Here is a 19,756-nt window from a genome sequence, read left to right as displayed (position 1 = left end):
TCGGGAATTCACCGGGACAGCTCTGGCCCGCGAAAGAATCCGGAATTGCTCCCGGATGGCGAAATCGTAGCAGCTGGCATTCGGATCGATGCAATCACGAATGCCGGCCGCTACGGACTCGGATGTCAGTCGCGCAGCGGTCTACCGTGCTGATCGCGCACGCTGCCGGTGAGCATCATGATCCCGTCGATCAGCGGCCAGATGCTGCCGATACCGCAGGTGAGCCACGTCACGGCTATCTGCGCCACCGCGATACCGGGCTGGTTCAGATAGAAGCGCCCTGCTCCGAATGCGCCGAGCAGGATGTTGAGCAGACCGGCAGTCAACTTCTGCTTGTCCGAGAACGGTTCACCGGTGACGGGATGACGGCCGTACGGAGCCGCGGGGTCCATGTATCCGGGCCCGCCTGCGTACTGGGGACCGCCGTACTGACCGCCGGCATACTGCGGTGGGGCTCCGTACTGGCCCGAACCGTCGGCGGGCGGTGGGTACCCGGCACCGGGCGGAGGTCCGAATTGCCCGCCCTGATCGCCGACGCCGGGAGCGCCGTAGTTCGGACCGGTGTAATTCGGGTCGGGTGCGCCGTACACCGGACCCGGCCCCTGCCCTCCAGGAGTGCCCTTGTCGAACGAGATGGTCGGCTCGGACGAAGGCGATCCGTCACCCGATGATCCGTCCGAGGACGATGTTCCTGAGTCACTCACTTCGAGCTCCCTTTTGACGATGCGATATCAGCAAGGGGCTCAGTCTCTCAGCTTTCTCCCCTGAGCGTCCGACACATTGCCGACCAGTATCAGAACGCCGTCTACGACGTGCCACACGAACAGTCCGAACAACAGTAGGAACCCGAGGCCGAAGACGACGGTGAGCAAAGACCCGAAGAAGAACAGAATCAGCTGCGCGACGCCGATTCCCGTACTACCGAGATAGAAGCGACCGACCCCCAACCAGCCCAGAAACAGCTGCAGCAGGCCGCCGACCACTTTGGACTTGTCCGACAACACCTCGCCCGTCACCGGATCGCGACCGTACGGAGCGTCGGGGCCAACTCCGAACGCATGTCCACCCTGATAACCCGGAGGTGCGCCGTACCCCTGCTGTCCGTACCCCTGCTGTCCGTACCCCTGCTGTCCGTACCCCTGCTGGCCGTAGCTCTGCTGGCCGTGTCCCTGCTGGCCGTATCCCTGCGGCTGACCGAAATTCTGCTGCTGGTAGCCCTGTTGCTGGTATCCCTGCTGCGGAGGATTCGGCTGGCCGTAGCTCTGCTGGGGGTATCCGGAGGGTGCGGGGAAGCCGCCGAGCGGATTGTCGATGCTGCCGTCGGGGCTCGGTGCCGGGTAGCTCGGCGTGGTGGACCAGCCGGGGCCGTTTCCTATCCCCGAGTACGTGTCCCAGCCCGGACCCGTCGGGCCGGTGGGGCCGTGCGACGGCGCGGATTCCGAGGTGCCGGGCGATTCCGACAGCGATGCTTCGGCGGTCGCGTCGTAGTCGAACGGCGCACCGAACGGATTGGCGGGCTGCGCCACACTGTCGCTGGAATCGGCACGGCCGGAACTGGATTCGGGATCGGGGTTCTTACCGAAATCAACCACGCGTACTGCCCTCTTCCTCGACTTTCTTGTCCGACGCCGGCGCAGGCGCTTCGTCGGTGGTGTCCGCGTCCACAACGGCATCGGTCGAGTCTCCCGACTCCTGATCGATCGCGCCGGCGCTCGCGGAGTTGTCCTCGTCGTCCTTCGATTTCAGGGTCGCCGGATCTTCACGGCCCTTGGTGGCGATCACGAAGTACGCCACGGCGAGGACGAAAATGATGGCGGAGGTGAACGTGTTGATACGTATTCCGGCGATCTTCGTCGCGAAGTCGTCGCGCATCAGTTCCACCCAGAACCGGCCGACGCAGTATCCGGCGACGTACAGCGCGAACAAACGACCGTGACCGATCGTGTACTTGCGGTCGATCAGCACCAGCAGCACGACGATCGCGAGACTCCACAACAGCTCGTACAGGAACGTCGGGTGGACGACCTTCTCCACGAAACCGGTCGAGACACCGTTCAGCGGATCGAGACGACCGTTCGCGTCGATGCGCTCGTAGATCTCCAGTCCCCACGGCTGCGTGGTGGCGCGACCGTACAGTTCTTGGTTGAAGTAATTGCCGATGCGACCGATCGCCTGGGCCAGCAGAATCGGCGGGCCGACGGCGTCACCGAAGGCAGGCAGTGGAATACCCCGCCGACGGCAGGCGATCCACGCACCGACGCCGCCGAGGAACACCGCACCCCAGATTCCGAGGCCGCCGTTCCAGACGTACAACGCTTCGATCGGGCTACCGCCGGGACCGAAGTAGGTCTTCCAATCGGTGGCCACGTGGTACAGACGCCCGCCCAGCAGGCCGAAGGGAACGGCCCAGACGGCGACGTCGAGGACGGTGCCCTTCGTGCCACCCCTGGCGACCCAACGACGGTCACCCCACACCACGGACACGACGATGCCGATGATGATGAACAGGGCGTATGCACGCAGAGCCAGCGGTCCGACGTGCCACACCCCCTGTGCGGGACTGGGAATGTAGGCCAGGATTGCGGTCGAAGTCACGACGCTACGTTAGCGGAACGGACACCCTCGGCGAGTTCCGTCGTCAGGTCGCGTACTGCGTCGAGTCCCTTGTCGACCGCACTGACCAACGCCGAACCGACGATGACCGCGTCCGCGTACCGGGCGATCTCGGCGGCCTGAGCGCCCGAGCGAACCCCGAGGCCGACGCCGATCGGAATGTCCGAGTGCCGACGGATTCGCGCCGACAACTCGGGAGCCATCGAGGACACCGCGTCGCGGGCACCGGTGACGCCCATCGTCGAGGCCGCGTACACGAAGCCACTGCTGGCCTCGACGGTGCTGACGAGCCGCTCCTCGGTGGACGACGGGGCTACCAGGAAGATGCGGTCGAGACCGTAGGTGTTCGAGACGTCGATCCATTCCTGCGCCTCGTCCGGAATCAGGTCGGGGGTGATGATCCCGAGCCCACCCGCATTCGCGAGATCCCGAGCGAAGTTCTCGATGCCGTACTTGAGCACCAGGTTCCAATAGGTCATGACGACAGCTTTTCCGCCTGCGGCGGAAACCTGCTCGGTGACGGCGAACACGTCCTTGACTCGGGCTCCGGCTCGCAGCGCCACGTCTGCTGCGGCCTGGATCGTGGGGCCGTCCATCACCGGATCGGAGTAGGGAATGCCCACCTCGACGATGTCGCAGCCGGCGTCGACCATCGTCTTGAACACCTCGACCGAGCGCGGCACGGTCGGAAAACCGGCGGGGAGGTAGCCGACGAGTGCGGCGCGTCCCTCGGCGCGGCACTGCGCGAAGGTCCCCGAGAGGCGAGAGTCGTTGTTGCTCATGGCTTGACCCCTGCCTCGTCGTCCACGTTCGCTTCGCCGTCTCCATCGATCAGACCGAACCACTCGGCTGCGGTGTCGACATCCTTGTCTCCGCGGCCCGAGAGGTTGACCAGGATGATCGCGTCCTTGCCCAGTTCCTTACCGAGGGTCAGCGCGCCTGCGATCGCATGTGAGGACTCGATGGCCGGAATGATGCCCTCGGTGCGGCACAACATCTTGAAGGCGTTCATCGCTTCGGTATCGGTGATGCCGCGGTATTCGGCCCGCCCGATGTCGTGCAGGTACGAATGCTCGGGACCGACGCCCGGGTAGTCCAATCCCGCTGAGATGGAATGAGATTCGACGGTCTGGCCGTCCTCGTCCTGCAGCAGGTAGGAGTACGCACCGTGCAGAGCTCCCGGTGTACCCCCGCTGATGGTCGCAGCGTGTCGACCGGTCTCGACGCCGTCGCCTGCGGCCTCGAAGCCGATCAGCCGAACATCGGCGTCGTCGATGAAGGCATGGAAGATGCCGATCGCGTTGGACCCACCGCCGACACACGCAGCGATCGCGTCGGGCAGCCTGCCGGTGGATGCGAGCACCTGCTGCCGCGCCTCGAGGCCGATGATGCGCTGGAAATCGCGCACCATGACCGGGAACGGGTGGGGCCCGGCGACGGTGCCGAAGCAGTAATAGGTGTTGTCCGCGTTGGTGACCCAGTCGCGCAGCGCCTCGTTGATCGCATCCTTGAGAGTTCGCGATCCGGACTTCACGGCGACGACACTCGATCCGAGCAGGCGCATCCGGGCAACGTTGAGCGCCTGACGCTCGGTGTCGACCTCGCCCATGTACACGACGCAGTCCAGACCGAGGAGTGCGCATGCCGTTGCGGTGGCCACTCCGTGCTGACCCGCGCCGGTTTCGGCGATGATCCGCGTCTTACCCATGCGCTTGGCCAGCAGCACCTGGCCGAGAACGTTGTTGATCTTGTGAGAACCGGTGTGGTTCAGGTCTTCTCGCTTGAGCAGGATACGAGCGCCACCGGCGTGCTCGGACAACCGCGTCGCCTCGAATACCGGGGATGGGCGACCGGTGTAATCGCGTTGCAGTCGGTCGAGTTCTCCGAGGAACTCGTTGTCGCTGCGGACCTTCTCGTACTCGGCGGTGACTTCCTCGATCACACCCATCAACGCCTCGGGCACGTATCTGCCGCCGTAGACGCCGAAATGGCCGCCGACGTCGGGCTCGTGCGCGCTGCGATCGGTGAGGCCGATGCTGCTCTGCGGCAGATCAGCGCCCTTGAAACGGACTGCCTGTGGGGCGTCCGTGGTGGAAGAAGAATTGCTGGTGCTCACCGGTCCAGTGTGCCCCAACGGCGGACCGCCGCCGCGTTCGGGTCTGGTGCCGGGTCAGGCCTGTTCGGGTCAGCGTGCAGGCTTGGGGCACGAGGGATGCGTCCCGGCCGTCACCAGGTCCGAGACGGCCGTACGCGGATCTCCCGCGGTGACCAAGCCCTCGCCGACGAGGACCGCGTCGGCACCGGCACCGGCGTATGCGAGCAGATCCGCAGTGCCCCGCACTCCGGACTCCGCGATACGAATGATCTCGCTCGGCAACCCGGGCGCGATCCGACCGAAACTGTCACGGTCGATCTCGAGCGTCTTGAGATTGCGAGCGTTGATGCCGATGACGCTGGCACCGGCTTCGAGTGCGCGATCCGCCTCGGCCTCGGTGTGCACCTCGACCAACGCCGTCATGCCCAACGATTCGGTGCGGTCGAGCAACGACGTCAACGCGTCCTGCTCGAGTGCCGCAACGATGAGCAGGATGACATCGGCACCGTGAGCGCGGGCCTCGTGGATCTGATACGGACCGACGATGAAGTCCTTGCGCAGCACGGGAATCGAGACGGCAGCGCGCACCGCGTCGAGGTCTGCCAGTGAGCCACGGAAGCGTCGCTCCTCGGTGAGGACACTGATGATGCGTGCGCCGCCCTGCTCGTACGCGCGAGCGAGTACCGCCGGATCACCGATGTCGGCCAACGCACCCTTGGAGGGGCTGGCACGCTTCACTTCGGCGATGACGCCGATGCCGTCCTCGCGGAGGGCCGCTGCCGCGTCCAGGGGTGCCGGGGCAACTTTCGCTGCTGCCTTGACAGCGGCGAAATCGATCACCGATTCGCGCGCCGCAACGTCGGCGCGTACACCTTCGAGAATCGAGTCGAGAACAGTCATGGTGCCCCGGGTCCTTTCTGAGCGTCGACAATCGATGTGAGGTATCTCATCGGCGTCGGATCTAGCGTAGAGGGCGGATTCAATCCGACGAACGCGGGGTACCGGACTCGTCGGTAGGGTCCTCACCGGCGTCGAGCGCGTCCCACAGCATGCGTTCGGTGAGGTCCTCGCCCTCGTCCTGCCCACCTGTACCGGACGCGATTCTGCGAGCACGGCGAGCCACCTCGTCACGACGCACCGCCGGGGCGTCGTACTTGGACGAGAGCACTTGCGGGCCGAATGTCTTGCGGATCGAGACCACGGCCGCGACCAAGGCGCAGAGCGCTCCGAGGAGCGTCACGATCGCCGGTAGAACAGAGACATCCGTCATCGACACCTCGGCGCGGGCGGGAAGCTCGGCGAGCGACGCGGCCTCCGAGTCGGATGCCCCCGCAGTGAGCAGACGAACAGCCGGAATCGCGGCCGCGACGGCCACCGCCGCGATCAGCAGAGCCAGTACCCGAGAAGCCCACCCCCGCACCGCGAACGACGCCGCAACTGCCGCCACCAACACCAGCGCGAGCGGTGTCGTGGCGGCGGCCCAGGTGCTGCCCAGAAGATCATCGGTCCGACTCTCGCCGAGACCGTCGAAGGACGTCACCCGAACCCATGTCATCCTCGACGCACCCCAGAGGCACGCCGCTGCAACGACCAGCAGAGCGACGGGCGCAGCCGCCGATCCGCGGCGACCGGATCGCTCGGTCACCGGCCGCCGACCTCACGGAGCGACTCCGCTGCGGCGACGGCACCCAGCACGGCCATGGCCTTGTTGCGGGCTTCGTCGTCCTCGTACTCCGCAACCGAATCGGCTACGACGCCGGCCCCGGCCTGCACGTATGCTGTGCCGTCCTTGATCAGTGCGGTACGAATCGAGATGGCGGTGTCCGCATCTCCCGCGAAGTCGAGGTATCCGACGATGCCGCCGTAGATGCCGCGTCGCGTCGGCTCGAGCTCGTCGATCAGTTCCATGGCGCGCACCTTCGGCGCCCCCGACAAGGTGCCGGCCGGGAAGCAGGCCTTGACCGCGTCGAGTGCGCGTTTGCCCTCGGCCAGGCGTCCGGTGACCGTCGAGACCAGATGCATGACGTGGCTGTAACGCTCGATGTGGCGATAGTCGCTCACCCGCACTGTGCCCGGGGCGCAGACGCGTCCGAGATCGTTGCGGCCGAGATCGACGAGCATCAGGTGCTCGGCGTTCTCCTTCTCGTCTGCCAGCAGGTCCTTCTCGAGCAACACGTCTTCCTCCTCGGACGTCCCGCGCCAGCGGGTGCCCGCGATGGGGTGCGTGGTAGCGAGGCCGTCGACCACCGTCACCAACGCCTCGGGGCTCGATCCGACGATGGAGAAGGCCGTCTCGTCGTTCTCGCCCGGCACGTGCATGAGATACATGTAGGGGCTGGGATTGGACGCTCGCAACATCCGATAGATGTCGAGTGGTGAGGCGTCGGTGTCCATCTCGAAACGCTGCGAGAGCACCACCTGGAACGCCTCTCCGGCCTCGATCTCCTCCACCAGGCGCGCGACATCGGCACCGAAGCCCTCGGACGTCCGCTGCCGACGAAACTGCGGTGCAGGCCTGGACACGGTGGACACGGTGGAGGCTGCAGGCTTCGACAGGTCCGCACACATGCGATCCAGACGACGCACGGCGTCGTCGTACGCCTCGTCGACGTTGTCGTCGGTGCCGTTCCAGTTCACCGCGTTCGCGATCAGAGTGATCGCGCCCTCGTGGTGGTCGACGGCCGCCAGATCGGTGGCGAGCAGCATGACCAACTCGGGCACACCGAGATCGTCCTGTGCATGTTCGGGCAGCTTCTCGATGCGTCGCACCGAGTCGTAACCGAGGTAGCCGACCATGCCGCCGGTCAACGGAGGCAATCCCGGCACACGCTCCGAATGCAGCAGTTCCAACGTGCGAGCCAGCACCTCGAGGGGATCGCCACCGTTCGGGACGCCCGCGGGCACGTTGCCGCGCCAGGCGGCTTCCCCGTCGACCACCGTCAGCGACGCCGGAGCGCCGGCCCCGATGAACGACCACCTGGACCACGATCGGCCGTTCTCCGCGGATTCGAGCAAGAACGTGCCGGGCCGATCGGCACCGAGCTTGCGATACGCAGACAGCGGAGTCTCGGAGTCGGCCAACACCTTTCGGGTCACCGGCACCACGCGGTGCTCGGCGGCGAGCTGGCGGAACACCTCACGAGAGGTGGTCGAGGCCGAGTTCTCGGTATCGGGAGTGGGTTTGGCATGGGTGGTCGTCTCGCCGTGCATCGCTCCATCCTCCCAGGTTCGGCGTGAGGGCCCTCGCGCGCGGTAACCTGCCGAGCATGAAACCAGGCGAGCTCGTTCCCGATTTTTCCCTACCGGACCAGACCGGACAGACCCGAACCCTGACCGAATTACTGTCGAACGGTCCGATCGTGCTGTTCTTCTATCCCGCCGCCTTCACCCCCGGTTGCACTGCAGAGGCCTGCCACTTCCGGGACCTGGCCTCGGAGTTCGCCGAGGTCGGGGCCACCCGGGTCGGCATCAGCGCCGACGCCGTCGCCAAGCAGGCAGAATTCGCCGCCGCCAAGTCGTTCGACTACCCGTTGCTCTCCGATGAGGACGGCACCGTCGCCACGGCCTTCGGGGTCAAGCGCGGTCTGCTGGCCAAGCTCTCCCCGGTCAAGCGCGCGACGTTCGTCATCGGCACCGACCGAAAGGTGCTCGAGACCTTCTCGAGCGAAGTACGGTTCGAGGCACATGCGGACAAGGCTCTGGAGTTTCTGCGCGCACATCGCAGCTAGATCACTGTCCGACGCGATGCCTCGGGTGGGGGAAGCTCGAGGCATCATGTGCAGACCACAACTATCTCTTTAGGAGTGGAGCCTGAAGGAACGACCCAGAGATCGAGAGGTTCCCCGCGATGGACACGTCGGCGTCACCGAAGGAGTCGACACCCGAAGGTGCGGTGGATCCCCGCTGGCTCAACGAGAGTCAACAGGACGCCTGGCGATCGCTCGTGGCCCTGGTCACTCGGCTCCCCGCGGCGCTCGACGCTCAGCTACAGCGCGATTCGCAGCTGACCCACTTCGACTACTTCGTCCTCGCCGTCGTCAGCGAGAACCCCAAGCGACGCATCCAGCTCCGTGACCTGGCCGAGTACGCCAACGCGTCACTCTCGCGCCTGTCGCACGTGATCACCAAGCTGGAGAAGGCCGGGTGGGTGCGGCGCGAGAGCATCCAGGGAAGCCGGGGATCCTATGCCGTGCTGACCGACGCAGGAATGGACAAGGTCGTGGCCTCGGCACCCGGCCACGTCGCCACCGTGCAGGCTCTGATCTTCGACGGCCTGTCCGACTCCGAGGTAGGCGAACTCGCCACCTTGAGCTCGACTCTACTGACGCAGCTGGACAAGGGAATTGCGGCGGGAACCGGTCACGCCTGAGTGTCGGGGCCCAACAGAACGTCGGCATCGAAGCAGGTATGGGTTCCGGTGTGGCACGCCGGGCCGACCTGATCGACGACCAGGAGCACGGTGTCACCGTCGCAGTCGAGCCGAACCTCGTGCACGTACTGGGTATGACCCGACGTCTCACCTTTGACCCAGTACTGCTTCCTGGACCTGGAATAGTATGTGCCCCTGCGGGTTTCGAGGGTTCGCGAGAGCGCCTCGTCATCCATCCACGCAACCATCAGCACCTGACCGGTCGACCGCTCCTGGACGACGGCGCTGAACAGTCCTGCATCGTTGCGCTTGAGCCGCGCGGCCAGCGTCGGATCGAGTGTCATCGGGAACCTCTTCGCTATCGAACGACGATGCGCTCGGCGCGCATCGCATCTTTGACCTGGCCGATGGTGAGATCACCGAAATGGAAGACGCTCGCAGCAAGAACAGCGTCCGCCCCGGCGTGCACCGCAGGCGAGAAGTGCTCGACGCTACCTGCTCCCCCGCTGGCAATGACCGGCACGTGCACCGCGGACCGGACGGCAGCGATCATCGGCAGGTCGAATCCGGCCTTCGTACCGTCGGCGTCCATCGAATTGAGCAGAATCTCCCCGACGCCCAGTTCGGCACCGCGCACCGCCCATTCGACGGCGTCGATACCGGTGCCACGCTTGCCACCGTGCGTGGTGACCTCCCAGCCCGACGGCGTGTCCTGCTGACCCTGCGGAACGGTACGGGCGTCGACGGAGAGCACGATGCACTGCGATCCGAACCGTTCGCTGAGTTCTCGCAGCAGCTCCGGCCGGGCGATCGCAGCGGTGTTCACACTGACCTTGTCCGCTCCGGCCCTCAGCAGACGATCCACATCTGCCACGGTGCGCACTCCCCCGCCCACGGTGAGCGGAATGAACACCTGCTCGGCGGTGCGGCTGACGACGTCGAGCATCGTGCCTCGATCCGACGTCGATGCGGTGACGTCGAGGAAGGTCAGCTCGTCGGCCCCCTGCGCGTCGTACGCAGCAGCGAGCTCGACCGGATCGCCTGCGTCGCGGAGGTTCTCGAAGTTGACGCCTTTGACGACGCGTCCGGCATCGACATCGAGGCACGGAATCACTCTGACCGCGACGCTCATCGCACCGGTCCTTCCAGATAGTCGACTGGATCGCCGAGTTCGGTGATCACCTTCAGAAGCTCGTCGTGCACTCCCGGCCCGGCTGCGAGCACCGACTTCGAGTCGACCGTCCACGGTTCGCCCGCGAGGTCGGTGACGATTCCGCCTGCTGCGCGCACCAACAACGCCCCCGCTGCGTTGTCCCAGGCACGGTGCCCGAACACCACCGCACCGCCGAGCACCCCGCTGGCCGTGTAGGCCAGATCGACCCCGGTGGCACCGTGCATCCGCAGCCGGGAGGAGTGCATCGACAACTCTTCCAGAATACGAAATCTGAACTGCCCGGGCAGCGAGCCGCGACTGGCGACATTGAATGCACCGAATCCGATCATGGACTCGCGCAAGGTCTTCGGTCGCAGCGTCGGCACAGCGACCCCGTTGAGCAGGAGGGGGCCATCGGCGACAGCGGAGAAATGCTGATCCACCAACGGCAACCAGGTGAGCCCCAGAACCGGCTCGCCGTTATCCAGCAACGCCAACAACGTTCCCGCCGAGGGCAATCCCGACGAGTAATTGAACGTGCCGTCGATCGGATCGAGCACCCAGACGAGTCCCGAGTTCAGATCCGGTCCCCCGAACTCCTCGCCGTGAACGGCAATTCCGGTGGCCTCCTGCAGTTCTGCAGTGAGCCGCCGCTCGAGTTCCAGGTCCACGGCAGTGGCGAAATCGTCCGGCCCCTTCTGCACGGCACTCGGTGCGCCGACGCCCGCGACGAACCGATCGTGGATGCCGTCGAGCAGGCCGCCGGCGATCTCGAGCAGACGAGTCGGTTCCTCGGGAAGGGTCATCGAAGTCGTTACCGAGACACCGCGGCGAGGGCGTCCGGGAGCGTGAAACGTCCGGCGTAGAGCGCCTTTCCGACGATGGAACCCTCCACGCCGCGCTCGACCAGTCCGGCGATCGCTTGCAGATCCGCAATCGTGGACACACCGCCCGACGCGATGACGGGCTTGTCCGTCTTGGCGCACACGTCCGCGAGCAGTTCCAGGTTCGGTCCCGTCAACGTGCCGTCCTTGGTGACGTCGGTGACGACGTAGCGCGAGCACCCGTCGCGCTCGAGGCGCTCGAGAACCTCCCACAGATCGCCGCCGTCACTGACCCAGCCGCGGCCGCGCAATCGCGGCGCTCCGTCGACGATCAACACATCGAGGCCGACGGCGACGCGATCACCGAACTCGCCGATCGCACGCGAGCACCACTGCGGATCCTCGAGGGCCGCGGTGCCGAGATTGACTCGCGCGCAGCCGGTCGCCAATGCCGCACGCAGCGACTCGTCGTCGCGAATTCCACCCGACAGCTCCACCTTGACGTCGAGTTCGCCGACGACCGATGCCAGCAGCTCGCGGTTGGAGCCGCGTCCGAACGCAGCGTCGAGATCCACCAGATGCACCCACTCCGCGCCGTCGTTCTGCCACGCGAGGGCGGCATCGCGAGGCGACCCGTACTTCGTTTCGCTTCCGGCTTCCCCTTGAACGAGACGGACAGCTTCGCCGCCTGCGACATCGACAGCAGGCAATAAGACCAGGCTCACGTGCGGTTATGCTACGGGCCGAGCAGGCGGGAACTCAAAACGGGTCGTCACTCATCACGTGTGCGAGCTTGGTCACCCAGTTCTCTGCGGGTCATGCGAGTGGACACCACGCCCATCGCTGCGATCGCCCCGACCACTCCGGCCAAGGCGATGACAAGAGCCACCCCGGCGCTCGGCTTCAGCAGTGCGATCGCGGCAGTGGAGAGTGCCAATACCGCCACAGCTGCGCCCAGAGCCAGGAAGGCCAACCGTCCGAGAGAGAACTCGCGGTCGCTCACACCGAGCGGACCCAATTCTCGAGGAGCGCGGCACCGGCGTCACCGGATTTCTCCGGGTGGAACTGGGTGGCCGTGAGCGCACCGTTCTCCACTGCCGCAAGAAAACGGCCGCCGTGATCGGCCCACGTCAGCAGCGGGGAGGCGATGGTGTCACTCGGTTCGAGTTCCCACCGCTGCACACCGTAGGAGTGGACGAAGTAGAACCGGGTCTCGGGGTCGATACCGGCGAACAGCACGCTCTTCTCCGGTGCCTCGACGGTATTCCAACCCATGTGGGGCAGCACGTCGGCCTGCAGACGCTCGACCGTTCCCGGCCACTCTCCGCATCCGTCTGCCTCGACGCCGAATTCGACGCCACGGTCGAACATGATCTGCATTCCGACACAGATCCCCAGTACGGGGCGTCCGCCGGCCAGACGGCGCCCGATGATCCGGTCGCCCTTCACCGCCAGCAGACCTTCCATGCAGGCGGCGAATGCGCCGACACCGGGAACGACCAACGCTTCTGCGTTCAAGGCCTCGTCGAAATCCGAGGTCACGGTCACGTCGGCACCGACCCGGGCAAGCGCCCTCTTCGCCGAGTGCAGATTGCCCGAGCCGTAGTCGAGCAACACCACAGAAGTCATGTCGGAAGTCTATCGGTGCGTGCTCGCGCGGCCAGCGCCACCGCCGCGACGACGACCACCGTGACTGCGGCCGCGGTGAATCCCGCGGTGTACCCCACGCTGGTGGCCAGAACGCCGAGGGCGAGCGCCCCTGCTCCGGTGCCCGCGTCGAAGCTGATGTTCCAGACGGCGCTCGCGCTGCTGTACCGGGCGGGGCCGGCCGCGTCGAACGCCATGACGAGACTGTCGTTCTGACATGCGCCGTACCCGATTCCGAACAGGACAGCGGCAACGAAGAACAGTACGGCGGGCATGCCGCCGAGGGCCGCGATCGCGAACAGCGCGATACCGATCGCCGCCGACACCAATGCCGGAATCACGGAGCGTCCGACGCCGATTCGATCCGCCACCGACCCCGCGGCATACCGACCGACCAGCATCGCGGCGCTGACGACGGCCAGTGCGAGGCCGATCATCGCCGCTCGGTTCGATTCCGCGATCGGCAGCAGACTGGTGATTCCGCCGTATGCGGCGGACACCGAGGCCACGACGAGACACGGCACCAAGAATCGACGCGCGTCGAGGCGGACCCGCTCGGCTGCGGGCGGTTGCGGCGCGGGTCTGGTGGGAGGCAGCAGCGCGACGCCGATCAGACCGGCAGCGGGCACCAGGGCACCGAACACGAACACAGCCGTCGGATCGATTGCAAAGATCACCAAACCCAGTGGCAGCGTGATCATCTGTGCCAATGCGACGGCAATTCCCTGCGCACCCGTGGCGCGGCCGAGCAGAGCGATCGGAGCAAGCTCGGCAACGATGGCGGCACCGGCGACGGTCAGCATTCCGAAACCCGTGCCGCGGAGGGCGGACACTGCCAGCGCGGGCGCGGCTTCGACCGAGACGATGAAGAGCAGCGCAGGTAATCCGAGGAGCAGACACCCCGCAGCCAGGACCGCACGGTGGCCGACTCGCATCAGCATGCGTGGCACGAAGAGCTGGGTGATCACCGTGGTGGTCATGAAGATCGCCGTGCTGGCCGCCGCCACCGCATCGGATGCCCCGGACTGGGACACGGCGAGCGGAACCACCGGAAGCAGCAGTCCCCAGCCGCCGAACGAGGCGGCTCCCATCGCCATCGCGGCCGGGAGACCGCGAATGGAGCTCAGCCCACTCAAGACACGAGTGCCGGTCGACCGATCACAGACTGCCCTTGGTGGAGAGAATTCCGGTCACGCGAGGGTCGTACTCGGTGGCCTGACGCAGTGCCCGAGCGACCGCTTTGAACTCGGCCTCGGTGATGTGATGCTGATCGCGACCGTAGATCACCCGCACGTGCAGTGCGATCCGAGCGTTCGACGCCAGCGTCTCGAACACGTGCTTGTTGATCACGGTGGAGTACGGAACACCCGGGTAACCGCCGATGACGGAGTGCACCATGTAGTCGGGCTCACCGGTGTGAACGCAGTACGGACGCCCCGAGACATCGACAGCCGCGTGCACGAGGGTCTCGTCCATCGGAATGAACGAGTCGCCGAAGCGGGTGATACCCGCCTTGTCGCCGAGGGCTTGCCCGAGCGCCTGGCCGAGGACGATCGCGGTGTCCTCGACAGTGTGGTGCGCCTCGATCTCGATGTCGCCCTTCGCCCGAACCGTCAGGTCGAAGCGAGCGTGGGTGCCGAGCGCGGTGAGCATGTGGTCGTAGAACGGGACCCCGGTGGAAATGTCGACGATGCCGGTGCCGTCGAGATTCAGCTCGACCGAGATGTCGGATTCCTTGGTGGTCCGCTCGATCTTGGCAATGCGGGGAGCGGGTGTGGTCACTTCGGTGCCTCTGCTCTTTCGGTCGATGCCAGTTCTGCGCTGACGGTGAGGAATCGGTCGTTCTCGTGCGCCAGCCCGATGGTGACGCGCAGATAGCCGGCGATGCCGACGTCCCGAATGAGGACGCCCTCGTCCAGGTATCGCTGCCACGTCGCGGCCGCGTCGGAGAATCGGCCGAAGAGTAGGAAGTTGGCGTCGGACGGGACCACGTCGTAGCCCTGACGACCGAGAGCCTGCGCCACCCGGTCTCGCTCGGCGGAGAGTTCGGCCACGCTACCGAGCGTGTCCGAGGCGTGCCGCAGCGCCGCCCGCGCAGCTGCCTGCGTGACGACCGAAAGGTGATAGGGCAAGCGCACCAACAACATTGCGTCGACGACGGCCGGGGCCGCGACCAGATAACCCAACCGTCCGCCCGCGAATGCAAAGGCCTTGCTCATAGTTCTGCTGACCACGATCCTGCTGGGGTAGCTCTCGATCAGTCCGATTGCGCTCGGAGCCGAAGAGAATTCGGCGTAGGCCTCGTCGACCACCACAATTCCCGGTGCCGCGTCGAGGATCCTGCGCAGATCGGCCTCGCCGATGCTGTGCCCCGTCGGGTTGTTGGGGCTGGTGACGAACACGACGTCCGGTCGACGTTCCTCGATGGCACCGACGGCGTAGTCGACGTCCAACGAGAAATCTGCCCGACGCTTCGCAGGGATCCATTCGGTCTGCGTCCCGGACGAGATGATCGGGTGCATCGAGTAGGACGGCACGAATCCCAGCGCCGTGCGATCGGGCCCCCCGAACGCCTGCAGCAACTGCTGCAGAATTTCGTTGGACCCGTTGGCCGCCCACACGTTGGTGGTGTCGACAGCGAAACCGGTCTGCTCGGTGAGGTAGCGAGCGAGATCGGCCCGCAGCTCGCTTGCATCGCGATCCGGGTAGCGGTGCAGCTGCCCGGCGGCAGTTCGCACCGATTCCGCTACGTCGTCGATCAGCGCCTGTGTGGGCGGGTGCGGATTCTCGTTGGTGTTCAACTGAACCGGCACCGTCAACTGCGGCGCACCGTAAGGCGACTTGCCGATCAGGGCGTCGCGCAGTGGAAGGTCGTCGAGCGAAATCGACTGCCCGAGTGCATCGGTCATGACGGCGCACCGGAGCGCAGTCCCTCGAACCGCAACCGCACAGCCTCGCCGTGGGCCGGCAGATCCTCAGCGTTGGCCAGCGCAATGACATGCGCCGCAACATCTTTCAGCGCTGCCTCACTGTAGTCCACCACGTGGATTCCGCGCAGGAACGTCTGCACACTCAGCCCTGACGAGTGACGCGCGCATCCTGCCGTCGGGAGCACGTGATTCGAGCCCGCGCAGTAGTCACCGAGACTCACCGGCGACCACGCTCCGACGAACACGGCACCGGCGCTTCGCACCCGCGATGCGACGTCGGAGGCGTTCTTCGTCTGGATCTCGAGGTGCTCGGCCGCGTAGGCGTTGACCACGGCCAACCCCTGCGTGACGTCGTCGACCAGCACGATGCCCGACTGGCTACCGTTCAGAGCCGTGGTCACGCGCTCTGCATGCCTGGTGGACGCAATCTGCGCATTGACGGCCTGGTCGACGGCGTCGGCCAATTCGATGCTGTCGGTCACCAACACGCTGGCGGCCATGACGTCGTGTTCGGCCTGACTGATCAGGTCGGCGGCGACGTGGATCGGGTCCGCGGTGGCGTCGGCGAGAATCGCGATCTCCGTGGGGCCCGCCTCGGAGTCGATTCCGATGAGCGAGCGGCACAGTCGCTTGGCAGCGGTGACGTAGATGTTTCCCGGACCCGTGATCAGATCCACCGGCGCCAACTCGGCGCCATCGGTGTCGACGCCGCCGTATGTGAGCAGCGCGATGCCCTGACCGCCACCGACGGCCCATACCTCGTCCACGCCGAGAAGCTGTGCGGCAGCAAGGATGGTGGGGTGGGGCAAACCGCCGAAGTTCTTCTGCGGCGGCGACGCCACTACCAGGGAGCCCACACCGGCGATCTGTGCAGGCACCACGTTCATCACGACGGAGGACGGGTACACCGCGTTTCCGCCCGGCACGTACAGGCCGACGCGATCGACGGGGATCCAACGTTCGGTGACGGTTCCGCCGGGCACCACCTGGGTGGTGTGGTCGGTTCTGCGCTGATCCGAGTGCACCAGACGGGTTCGTTCGATCGCCACCTCGAGGGCGGCCCGAACATTCGAGTCCAGCTCTGCGAGTGCCCGGACCAGCTCTTCGCGAGGAACCCGGACGCGGTCGGGGCGGACGCCGTCGAACTTCTCACTGAACTCGAGCGCAGCCTCGGAACCGCGTTCCTTGACGGCGTCGACGACGGGGCGAACCTGATGCAGCACCGAATCGACATCCACTCCGCCTCGGGGAAGTGCGCCGCGTAGTTCGGCAGTGGATGGAGTTCGTCCGCGCAGATCGACGCGGGCGAGCTCGATGCGGGCAGGCATAGTGGGCCCCTTCGTGAAGTCGGTTCGGTGCCGGGGTTCGGTCGAAACAGTGTGGTTCGAACACCCAGGATAGTTCCACCGAATACTTATCGGCCCCGCACGTCCCACAGATGATGGATCGGATCGTGAATGTAGTACGCGGCCAGTGATTCGACCGAGAAATTCGATCCGTCGCTGCGCCGACCGGTCCGGTGCCGATTCTCCGGCGGCACAGCGGCGAAATCGTCGGCCAGAGCGCGCGCGGCGTCACCGAGTTCCGACGCCACTGTCGCAGGGTCCTGCGCGTTGTAGTTGTCGGCCAGCGCGGTGGCATCCTGATCCCAGTTCGCGAACTCGGGATCGTCCTCGGTCAACACCAGGGTGAGCCGAGTGCGGAACATGCGGTGCGCGTCACGCACGTGCGCGGCGTATTCGAGCGCAGACCACGTCGAGTCGTCGGGGCGCACTGCCACATCGTCACGCTGCAGAACGGCCTCCCAACGCTCGACATCGGCGCGAATCAGCTCGGGAATGTCGTCGTAGTCGACGGCGCTCGAGTCGAATCCGCAATCCGGACACGCTCGCTCGAGTACCCAGGTCCAGTTCTTGGTGTCGGGATCGATAGGCATGCCGGAAGAATAGATTCAGGTCAGGCGTAGCGGGCAGCCAGGTTGTGCAGCGTGCTCTCGAGCCCTTGCGCGTTCTTCTGCGGCATCTTGAACAGCTCCAGCATTTTCGGAACCTTCGCCGTGCCGTACTTGAAACTCTCGGTGACCGTCGTCAGGCCAGGCTGCTTCTCCTCGAACTCCCAGCGCCAGCTGTGCCCCATCGGGTGCTGCCACTCGACGACTTTGTGCCGATCGGCGTCGACGAACTCGGTGACGGTGCTGGTGATCTTGTACGGCACGCCGTACTGCTTCATGCCCACAGAGAACTTCGCACCGCTGCTCAGACGATCGGGTCCGCGGACGGTGTCTTTGACCGTGCCGGACCCGTCGAGCTCGCCGTGCCGGGTGGGATCGGCCACGATCTCGAAGAGTTCGGACGCCGATGCCCCCACTTCGGTCTGACGGGTGACCTGCTGTGGGCCGGTGTCGATGCTTCTGATGTCTGCCATCTCCACGGCCTACCCCGCAGCTCCTCGTTCGACACACCGGCCGAGACGAAAGCGAGTTGACGGGCGTAGTTCAATGAACGCATGTCCTGGTCAGTGTGGCTCGCCTTCCTCGGCGCGAGCATCGTCATCAGTCTGTCCCCCGGAGCCGGAGCCATCGCGTCGATGTCCACCGGGCTTCGCTACGGCCTGCGCCGCGGATACTGGAACATCTTCGGCCTGCAGATCGGTCTGCTGGTGCAGATCGGCATCGTCGCTGTCGGTCTGGGAGCGGTACTGGCGAACTCGGCACTGGCCTTCACTGCCATCAAGTGGTTCGGCGTCGCCTACCTGGTCTACCTGGGTGTTCGGCAGTGGCGGGCCGCACCCACCGATGTCGCGGACGCTCCCGCGGTGGCCGACCGTGGCGTGACGATGCTGATGCGAGGCTTCCTCGTCAACGCCAGCAACCCGAAAGCCGTCGTCTTCATGGTCGCGGTCCTCCCCCAGTTCCTCGATCCCACGCGACCGCTGGTTGCCCAGTACCTCGTGATCGCAGCGACGATGGTGGCGGTCGACATGCTGGTGATGACGGGTTACACCTCGCTCGCGTCGCGGGTGTTGCGATTGATGCGATCGCAACGCCAGCAGAAGACGATGAACCGCACGTTCGCCGGGCTGTTCTTCGCTGCCGCAACGTTTCTCGCGACCGTTCGGCGTGTGACTCCGTGAGGAAATACCGAGTGCACATGAAGAATGCCCTCGGCGGCGATCGCATTCCCATGGGGCTGTTCGATACCCTTCTCGAGGCCAACACCTGGATCCAGGACGTCGGCAAGCGCGACGAGCACGAGCTCGGCACCTACTCCGTCGAAGTGGAAGTCGCCGAGGAATGAACAGGCGTTGCCCCTGTTCGAGCGGTGACACGTTCGACGCGTGCTGCGAGCGGTATCTGCTCGGCGCTGCAAGCGCACCGACTGCGGAGAAGCTGATGCGATCGCGATTCACCGCGTTCGCCCTCGGAGACGTCGACTATCTGCGCGCGTCGTGGCATCCCGATACCGCACCTGCCGAGTTGGACCTGGATCCGGATCAGCGGTGGTATCGACTCGACATTCTCGACACCGACGCCGGTGGATTGTTCGACGACGCGGGAACGGTCGAGTTCAGGGCTCGATACAAGCACCCCGAGGGTGCGGGCGAGATGCGCGAGGTGAGCCGCTTCGTCCGAGTGGACAGTCGATGGCTCTACCTCGACGGGATCGTCTCGAACTAGAGGTTACGCATCTTGGTCGGTCGGTTGCCCGAGGTGCGACGCGCTTCTTGTTTCTCCTTGATGCGCTCGGCGTCCTTGCGAACCTGGATCTGCGTGCGACGCTCGCGGACGAGCCACTGCGGCGGGCTGGCGATGAGCTCGTCGATCGCCTCGGTGGTCAGTGCTTCGGTGACACCGCCGCGGGCGAGGCCGGCGATGGATACCCCGAGCTTCTTGGCGATGACGTCGCGCGGGAAGGGTCCGTTGGTCTGCAGTTCGGTCAACCACTGCGGCGGATCGCTGCGCAGTGCCTCCAGCTCGGACCGGCTGACCTGCGAGTTCTGGAATTCCTCGGGTGCGGCGGGAAGGTAGATGCCGAGCTTGTTCGCCGCAGTCAATGGCTTCATGGTCTGCTGCTTGTTCTCCGGGCTCACCGCAACAGCTTATCCGGCAATACGCGCTCTCGATGC

At 65.7% G+C, this 19,756-nt stretch carries 25 protein-coding genes and 1 pseudogene; 5 read left to right on the top strand and 21 right to left on the bottom strand.

Features of this window, described 5'->3' with window-relative positions; translation table 11 throughout:
- Nucleotides 1–125: 125 nt before the first annotated feature.
- The 8 genes and pseudogenes from ACNEOT_RS22635 to ACNEOT_RS22600 form a co-directional block, all read right to left on the bottom strand.
- Nucleotides 126–701 (bottom strand): annotated as a pseudogene (locus ACNEOT_RS22635) (TM2 domain-containing protein); the annotation flags it as partial.
- 42 nt (nt 702–743) lie between these two features.
- On the bottom strand, nt 744–1,592 hold the full coding sequence (locus ACNEOT_RS22630; RefSeq protein ID WP_415976848.1) for a TM2 domain-containing protein: 849 nt from the start codon (nt 1,590–1,592) through the stop codon (nt 744–746).
- On the bottom strand, nt 1,585–2,595 hold the full coding sequence (lgt, locus tag ACNEOT_RS22625) for a prolipoprotein diacylglyceryl transferase (RefSeq protein ID WP_415976847.1): 1,011 nt from the start codon (nt 2,593–2,595) through the stop codon (nt 1,585–1,587). The genes ACNEOT_RS22630 and lgt overlap by 8 nt, the downstream gene beginning before the upstream one ends.
- The gene (gene trpA, locus ACNEOT_RS22620) at nt 2,592–3,395 is read right to left on the bottom strand and encodes a tryptophan synthase subunit alpha (protein ID WP_415976846.1); all 804 of its coding nucleotides are present in this window, start codon (nt 3,393–3,395) and stop codon (nt 2,592–2,594) included. Before trpA ends, lgt begins: the two co-directional genes overlap by 4 nt.
- Nucleotides 3,392–4,663, bottom strand: coding sequence for a tryptophan synthase subunit beta (gene trpB / locus ACNEOT_RS22615; RefSeq protein WP_415976911.1), 1,272 nt, complete (start codon nt 4,661–4,663; stop codon nt 3,392–3,394). The genes trpA and trpB overlap by 4 nt, the downstream gene beginning before the upstream one ends.
- A 135-nt stretch (nt 4,664–4,798) precedes the next feature.
- The gene (gene trpC, locus ACNEOT_RS22610; RefSeq protein ID WP_415976845.1) at nt 4,799–5,608 is read right to left on the bottom strand and encodes an indole-3-glycerol phosphate synthase TrpC; all 810 of its coding nucleotides are present in this window, start codon (nt 5,606–5,608) and stop codon (nt 4,799–4,801) included.
- A 79-nt stretch (nt 5,609–5,687) separates the two neighbouring features.
- The gene (locus ACNEOT_RS22605) at nt 5,688–6,353 is read right to left on the bottom strand and encodes a TIGR02234 family membrane protein (protein ID WP_415976844.1); all 666 of its coding nucleotides are present in this window, start codon (nt 6,351–6,353) and stop codon (nt 5,688–5,690) included.
- A complete protein-coding gene (locus ACNEOT_RS22600) occupies nt 6,350–7,918 on the bottom strand; it encodes an anthranilate synthase component I (RefSeq protein ID WP_415976843.1) in 1,569 nt (522 codons plus the stop codon). The genes ACNEOT_RS22605 and ACNEOT_RS22600 overlap by 4 nt, the downstream gene beginning before the upstream one ends.
- Before the next feature lie 56 nt (nt 7,919–7,974).
- Here ACNEOT_RS22600 and ACNEOT_RS22595 point away from each other — a divergent pair, with 56 nt between their 5' ends.
- A complete protein-coding gene (locus tag ACNEOT_RS22595; protein ID WP_415976842.1) occupies nt 7,975–8,436 on the top strand; it encodes a peroxiredoxin in 462 nt (153 codons plus the stop codon).
- 119 nt (nt 8,437–8,555) lie between these two features.
- On the top strand, nt 8,556–9,077 hold the full coding sequence (locus tag ACNEOT_RS22590) for a MarR family winged helix-turn-helix transcriptional regulator (RefSeq protein WP_415976841.1): 522 nt from the start codon (nt 8,556–8,558) through the stop codon (nt 9,075–9,077).
- Here the strand turns inward: ACNEOT_RS22590 and hisI are convergent.
- The 12 genes from hisI to ACNEOT_RS22530 form a co-directional block, all read right to left on the bottom strand.
- Complete coding sequence (hisI, locus tag ACNEOT_RS22585; protein ID WP_415976840.1) at nt 9,068–9,421, bottom strand: phosphoribosyl-AMP cyclohydrolase; 354 nt, start codon at nt 9,419–9,421, stop codon at nt 9,068–9,070. The genes ACNEOT_RS22590 and hisI overlap by 10 nt on opposite strands.
- Nucleotides 9,422–9,435: 14 nt before the next feature.
- Nucleotides 9,436–10,209 carry an imidazole glycerol phosphate synthase subunit HisF gene (gene hisF, locus ACNEOT_RS22580; protein ID WP_415976839.1) on the bottom strand — a complete coding sequence of 258 codons (774 nt, stop codon included), beginning with the start codon at nt 10,207–10,209 and terminating at the stop codon, nt 9,436–9,438.
- Complete coding sequence (locus tag ACNEOT_RS22575; protein ID WP_415976838.1) at nt 10,206–11,036, bottom strand: inositol monophosphatase family protein; 831 nt, start codon at nt 11,034–11,036, stop codon at nt 10,206–10,208. Before ACNEOT_RS22575 ends, hisF begins: the two co-directional genes overlap by 4 nt.
- A gap of 8 nt (nt 11,037–11,044) precedes the next feature.
- Complete coding sequence (gene priA / locus ACNEOT_RS22570) at nt 11,045–11,779, bottom strand: bifunctional 1-(5-phosphoribosyl)-5-((5-phosphoribosylamino)methylideneamino)imidazole-4-carboxamide isomerase/phosphoribosylanthranilate isomerase PriA (protein ID WP_415976837.1); 735 nt, start codon at nt 11,777–11,779, stop codon at nt 11,045–11,047.
- Nucleotides 11,780–11,826: 47 nt separating this feature from the next.
- Nucleotides 11,827–12,057 (bottom strand): hypothetical protein, encoded by a 231-nt coding sequence (locus ACNEOT_RS22565; RefSeq protein WP_415976836.1) that lies wholly within the window; start codon nt 12,055–12,057, stop codon nt 11,827–11,829.
- Complete coding sequence (hisH, locus tag ACNEOT_RS22560) at nt 12,054–12,683, bottom strand: imidazole glycerol phosphate synthase subunit HisH (RefSeq protein ID WP_415976835.1); 630 nt, start codon at nt 12,681–12,683, stop codon at nt 12,054–12,056. Before hisH ends, ACNEOT_RS22565 begins: the two co-directional genes overlap by 4 nt.
- Nucleotides 12,680–13,798 (bottom strand): MFS transporter, encoded by a 1,119-nt coding sequence (locus ACNEOT_RS22555; protein WP_415976909.1) that lies wholly within the window; start codon nt 13,796–13,798, stop codon nt 12,680–12,682. Before ACNEOT_RS22555 ends, hisH begins: the two co-directional genes overlap by 4 nt.
- A gap of 61 nt (nt 13,799–13,859) precedes the next feature.
- Nucleotides 13,860–14,483, bottom strand: a complete 624-nt coding sequence (gene hisB / locus ACNEOT_RS22550) for an imidazoleglycerol-phosphate dehydratase HisB (protein ID WP_032379000.1) — start codon at nt 14,481–14,483, stop codon at nt 13,860–13,862.
- Nucleotides 14,480–15,610: a histidinol-phosphate transaminase gene (locus ACNEOT_RS22545; RefSeq protein WP_415976834.1), complete on the bottom strand. Its 1,131-nt coding sequence runs from the start codon at nt 15,608–15,610 to the stop codon at nt 14,480–14,482. Before ACNEOT_RS22545 ends, hisB begins: the two co-directional genes overlap by 4 nt.
- Nucleotides 15,607–16,959 (bottom strand): histidinol dehydrogenase, encoded by a 1,353-nt coding sequence (hisD, locus tag ACNEOT_RS22540; protein ID WP_415976833.1) that lies wholly within the window; start codon nt 16,957–16,959, stop codon nt 15,607–15,609. The genes ACNEOT_RS22545 and hisD overlap by 4 nt, the downstream gene beginning before the upstream one ends.
- Before the next feature lie 86 nt (nt 16,960–17,045).
- Nucleotides 17,046–17,567, bottom strand: coding sequence for a DinB family protein (locus tag ACNEOT_RS22535; RefSeq protein ID WP_415976832.1), 522 nt, complete (start codon nt 17,565–17,567; stop codon nt 17,046–17,048).
- Nucleotides 17,568–17,587: 20 nt separating this feature from the next.
- Entirely contained in the window at nt 17,588–18,055 is a 468-nt protein-coding gene (locus ACNEOT_RS22530; RefSeq protein WP_415976831.1) for an SRPBCC family protein, read from the bottom strand.
- Between the two features lie 81 nt (nt 18,056–18,136).
- On the opposite strand from ACNEOT_RS22530, the gene rhtB reads away from it, so the two are divergent.
- From rhtB to ACNEOT_RS22515, 3 genes are read left to right on the top strand one after another with little or no spacing between them, the layout of a single operon-like run.
- Nucleotides 18,137–18,763, top strand: a complete 627-nt coding sequence (gene rhtB, locus ACNEOT_RS22525) for a homoserine/homoserine lactone efflux protein (protein WP_415976830.1) — start codon at nt 18,137–18,139, stop codon at nt 18,761–18,763.
- Between the two features lie 17 nt (nt 18,764–18,780).
- Nucleotides 18,781–18,927, top strand: a complete 147-nt coding sequence (locus ACNEOT_RS22520) for a hypothetical protein (RefSeq protein WP_415976829.1) — start codon at nt 18,781–18,783, stop codon at nt 18,925–18,927.
- Nucleotides 18,924–19,307 carry a YchJ family protein gene (locus tag ACNEOT_RS22515; RefSeq protein ID WP_415976828.1) on the top strand — a complete coding sequence of 128 codons (384 nt, stop codon included), beginning with the start codon at nt 18,924–18,926 and terminating at the stop codon, nt 19,305–19,307. The genes ACNEOT_RS22520 and ACNEOT_RS22515 overlap by 4 nt, the downstream gene beginning before the upstream one ends.
- On the opposite strand, the gene ACNEOT_RS22510 is transcribed toward ACNEOT_RS22515, so the two are convergent.
- On the bottom strand, nt 19,304–19,720 hold the full coding sequence (locus ACNEOT_RS22510; protein WP_415976827.1) for a DUF5997 family protein: 417 nt from the start codon (nt 19,718–19,720) through the stop codon (nt 19,304–19,306). The genes ACNEOT_RS22515 and ACNEOT_RS22510 overlap by 4 nt on opposite strands.
- Nucleotides 19,721–19,756: the final 36 nt, after the last annotated feature.

The sequence above is a fragment of the Rhodococcus sp. 077-4 genome (assembly GCF_047782425.1).
Taxonomy (GTDB): domain Bacteria; phylum Actinomycetota; class Actinomycetes; order Mycobacteriales; family Mycobacteriaceae; genus Rhodococcoides.
The sequence above is the reverse complement of the archived record's forward strand: the minus strand, read 5'-3'. Positions and strand labels throughout refer to the sequence as shown.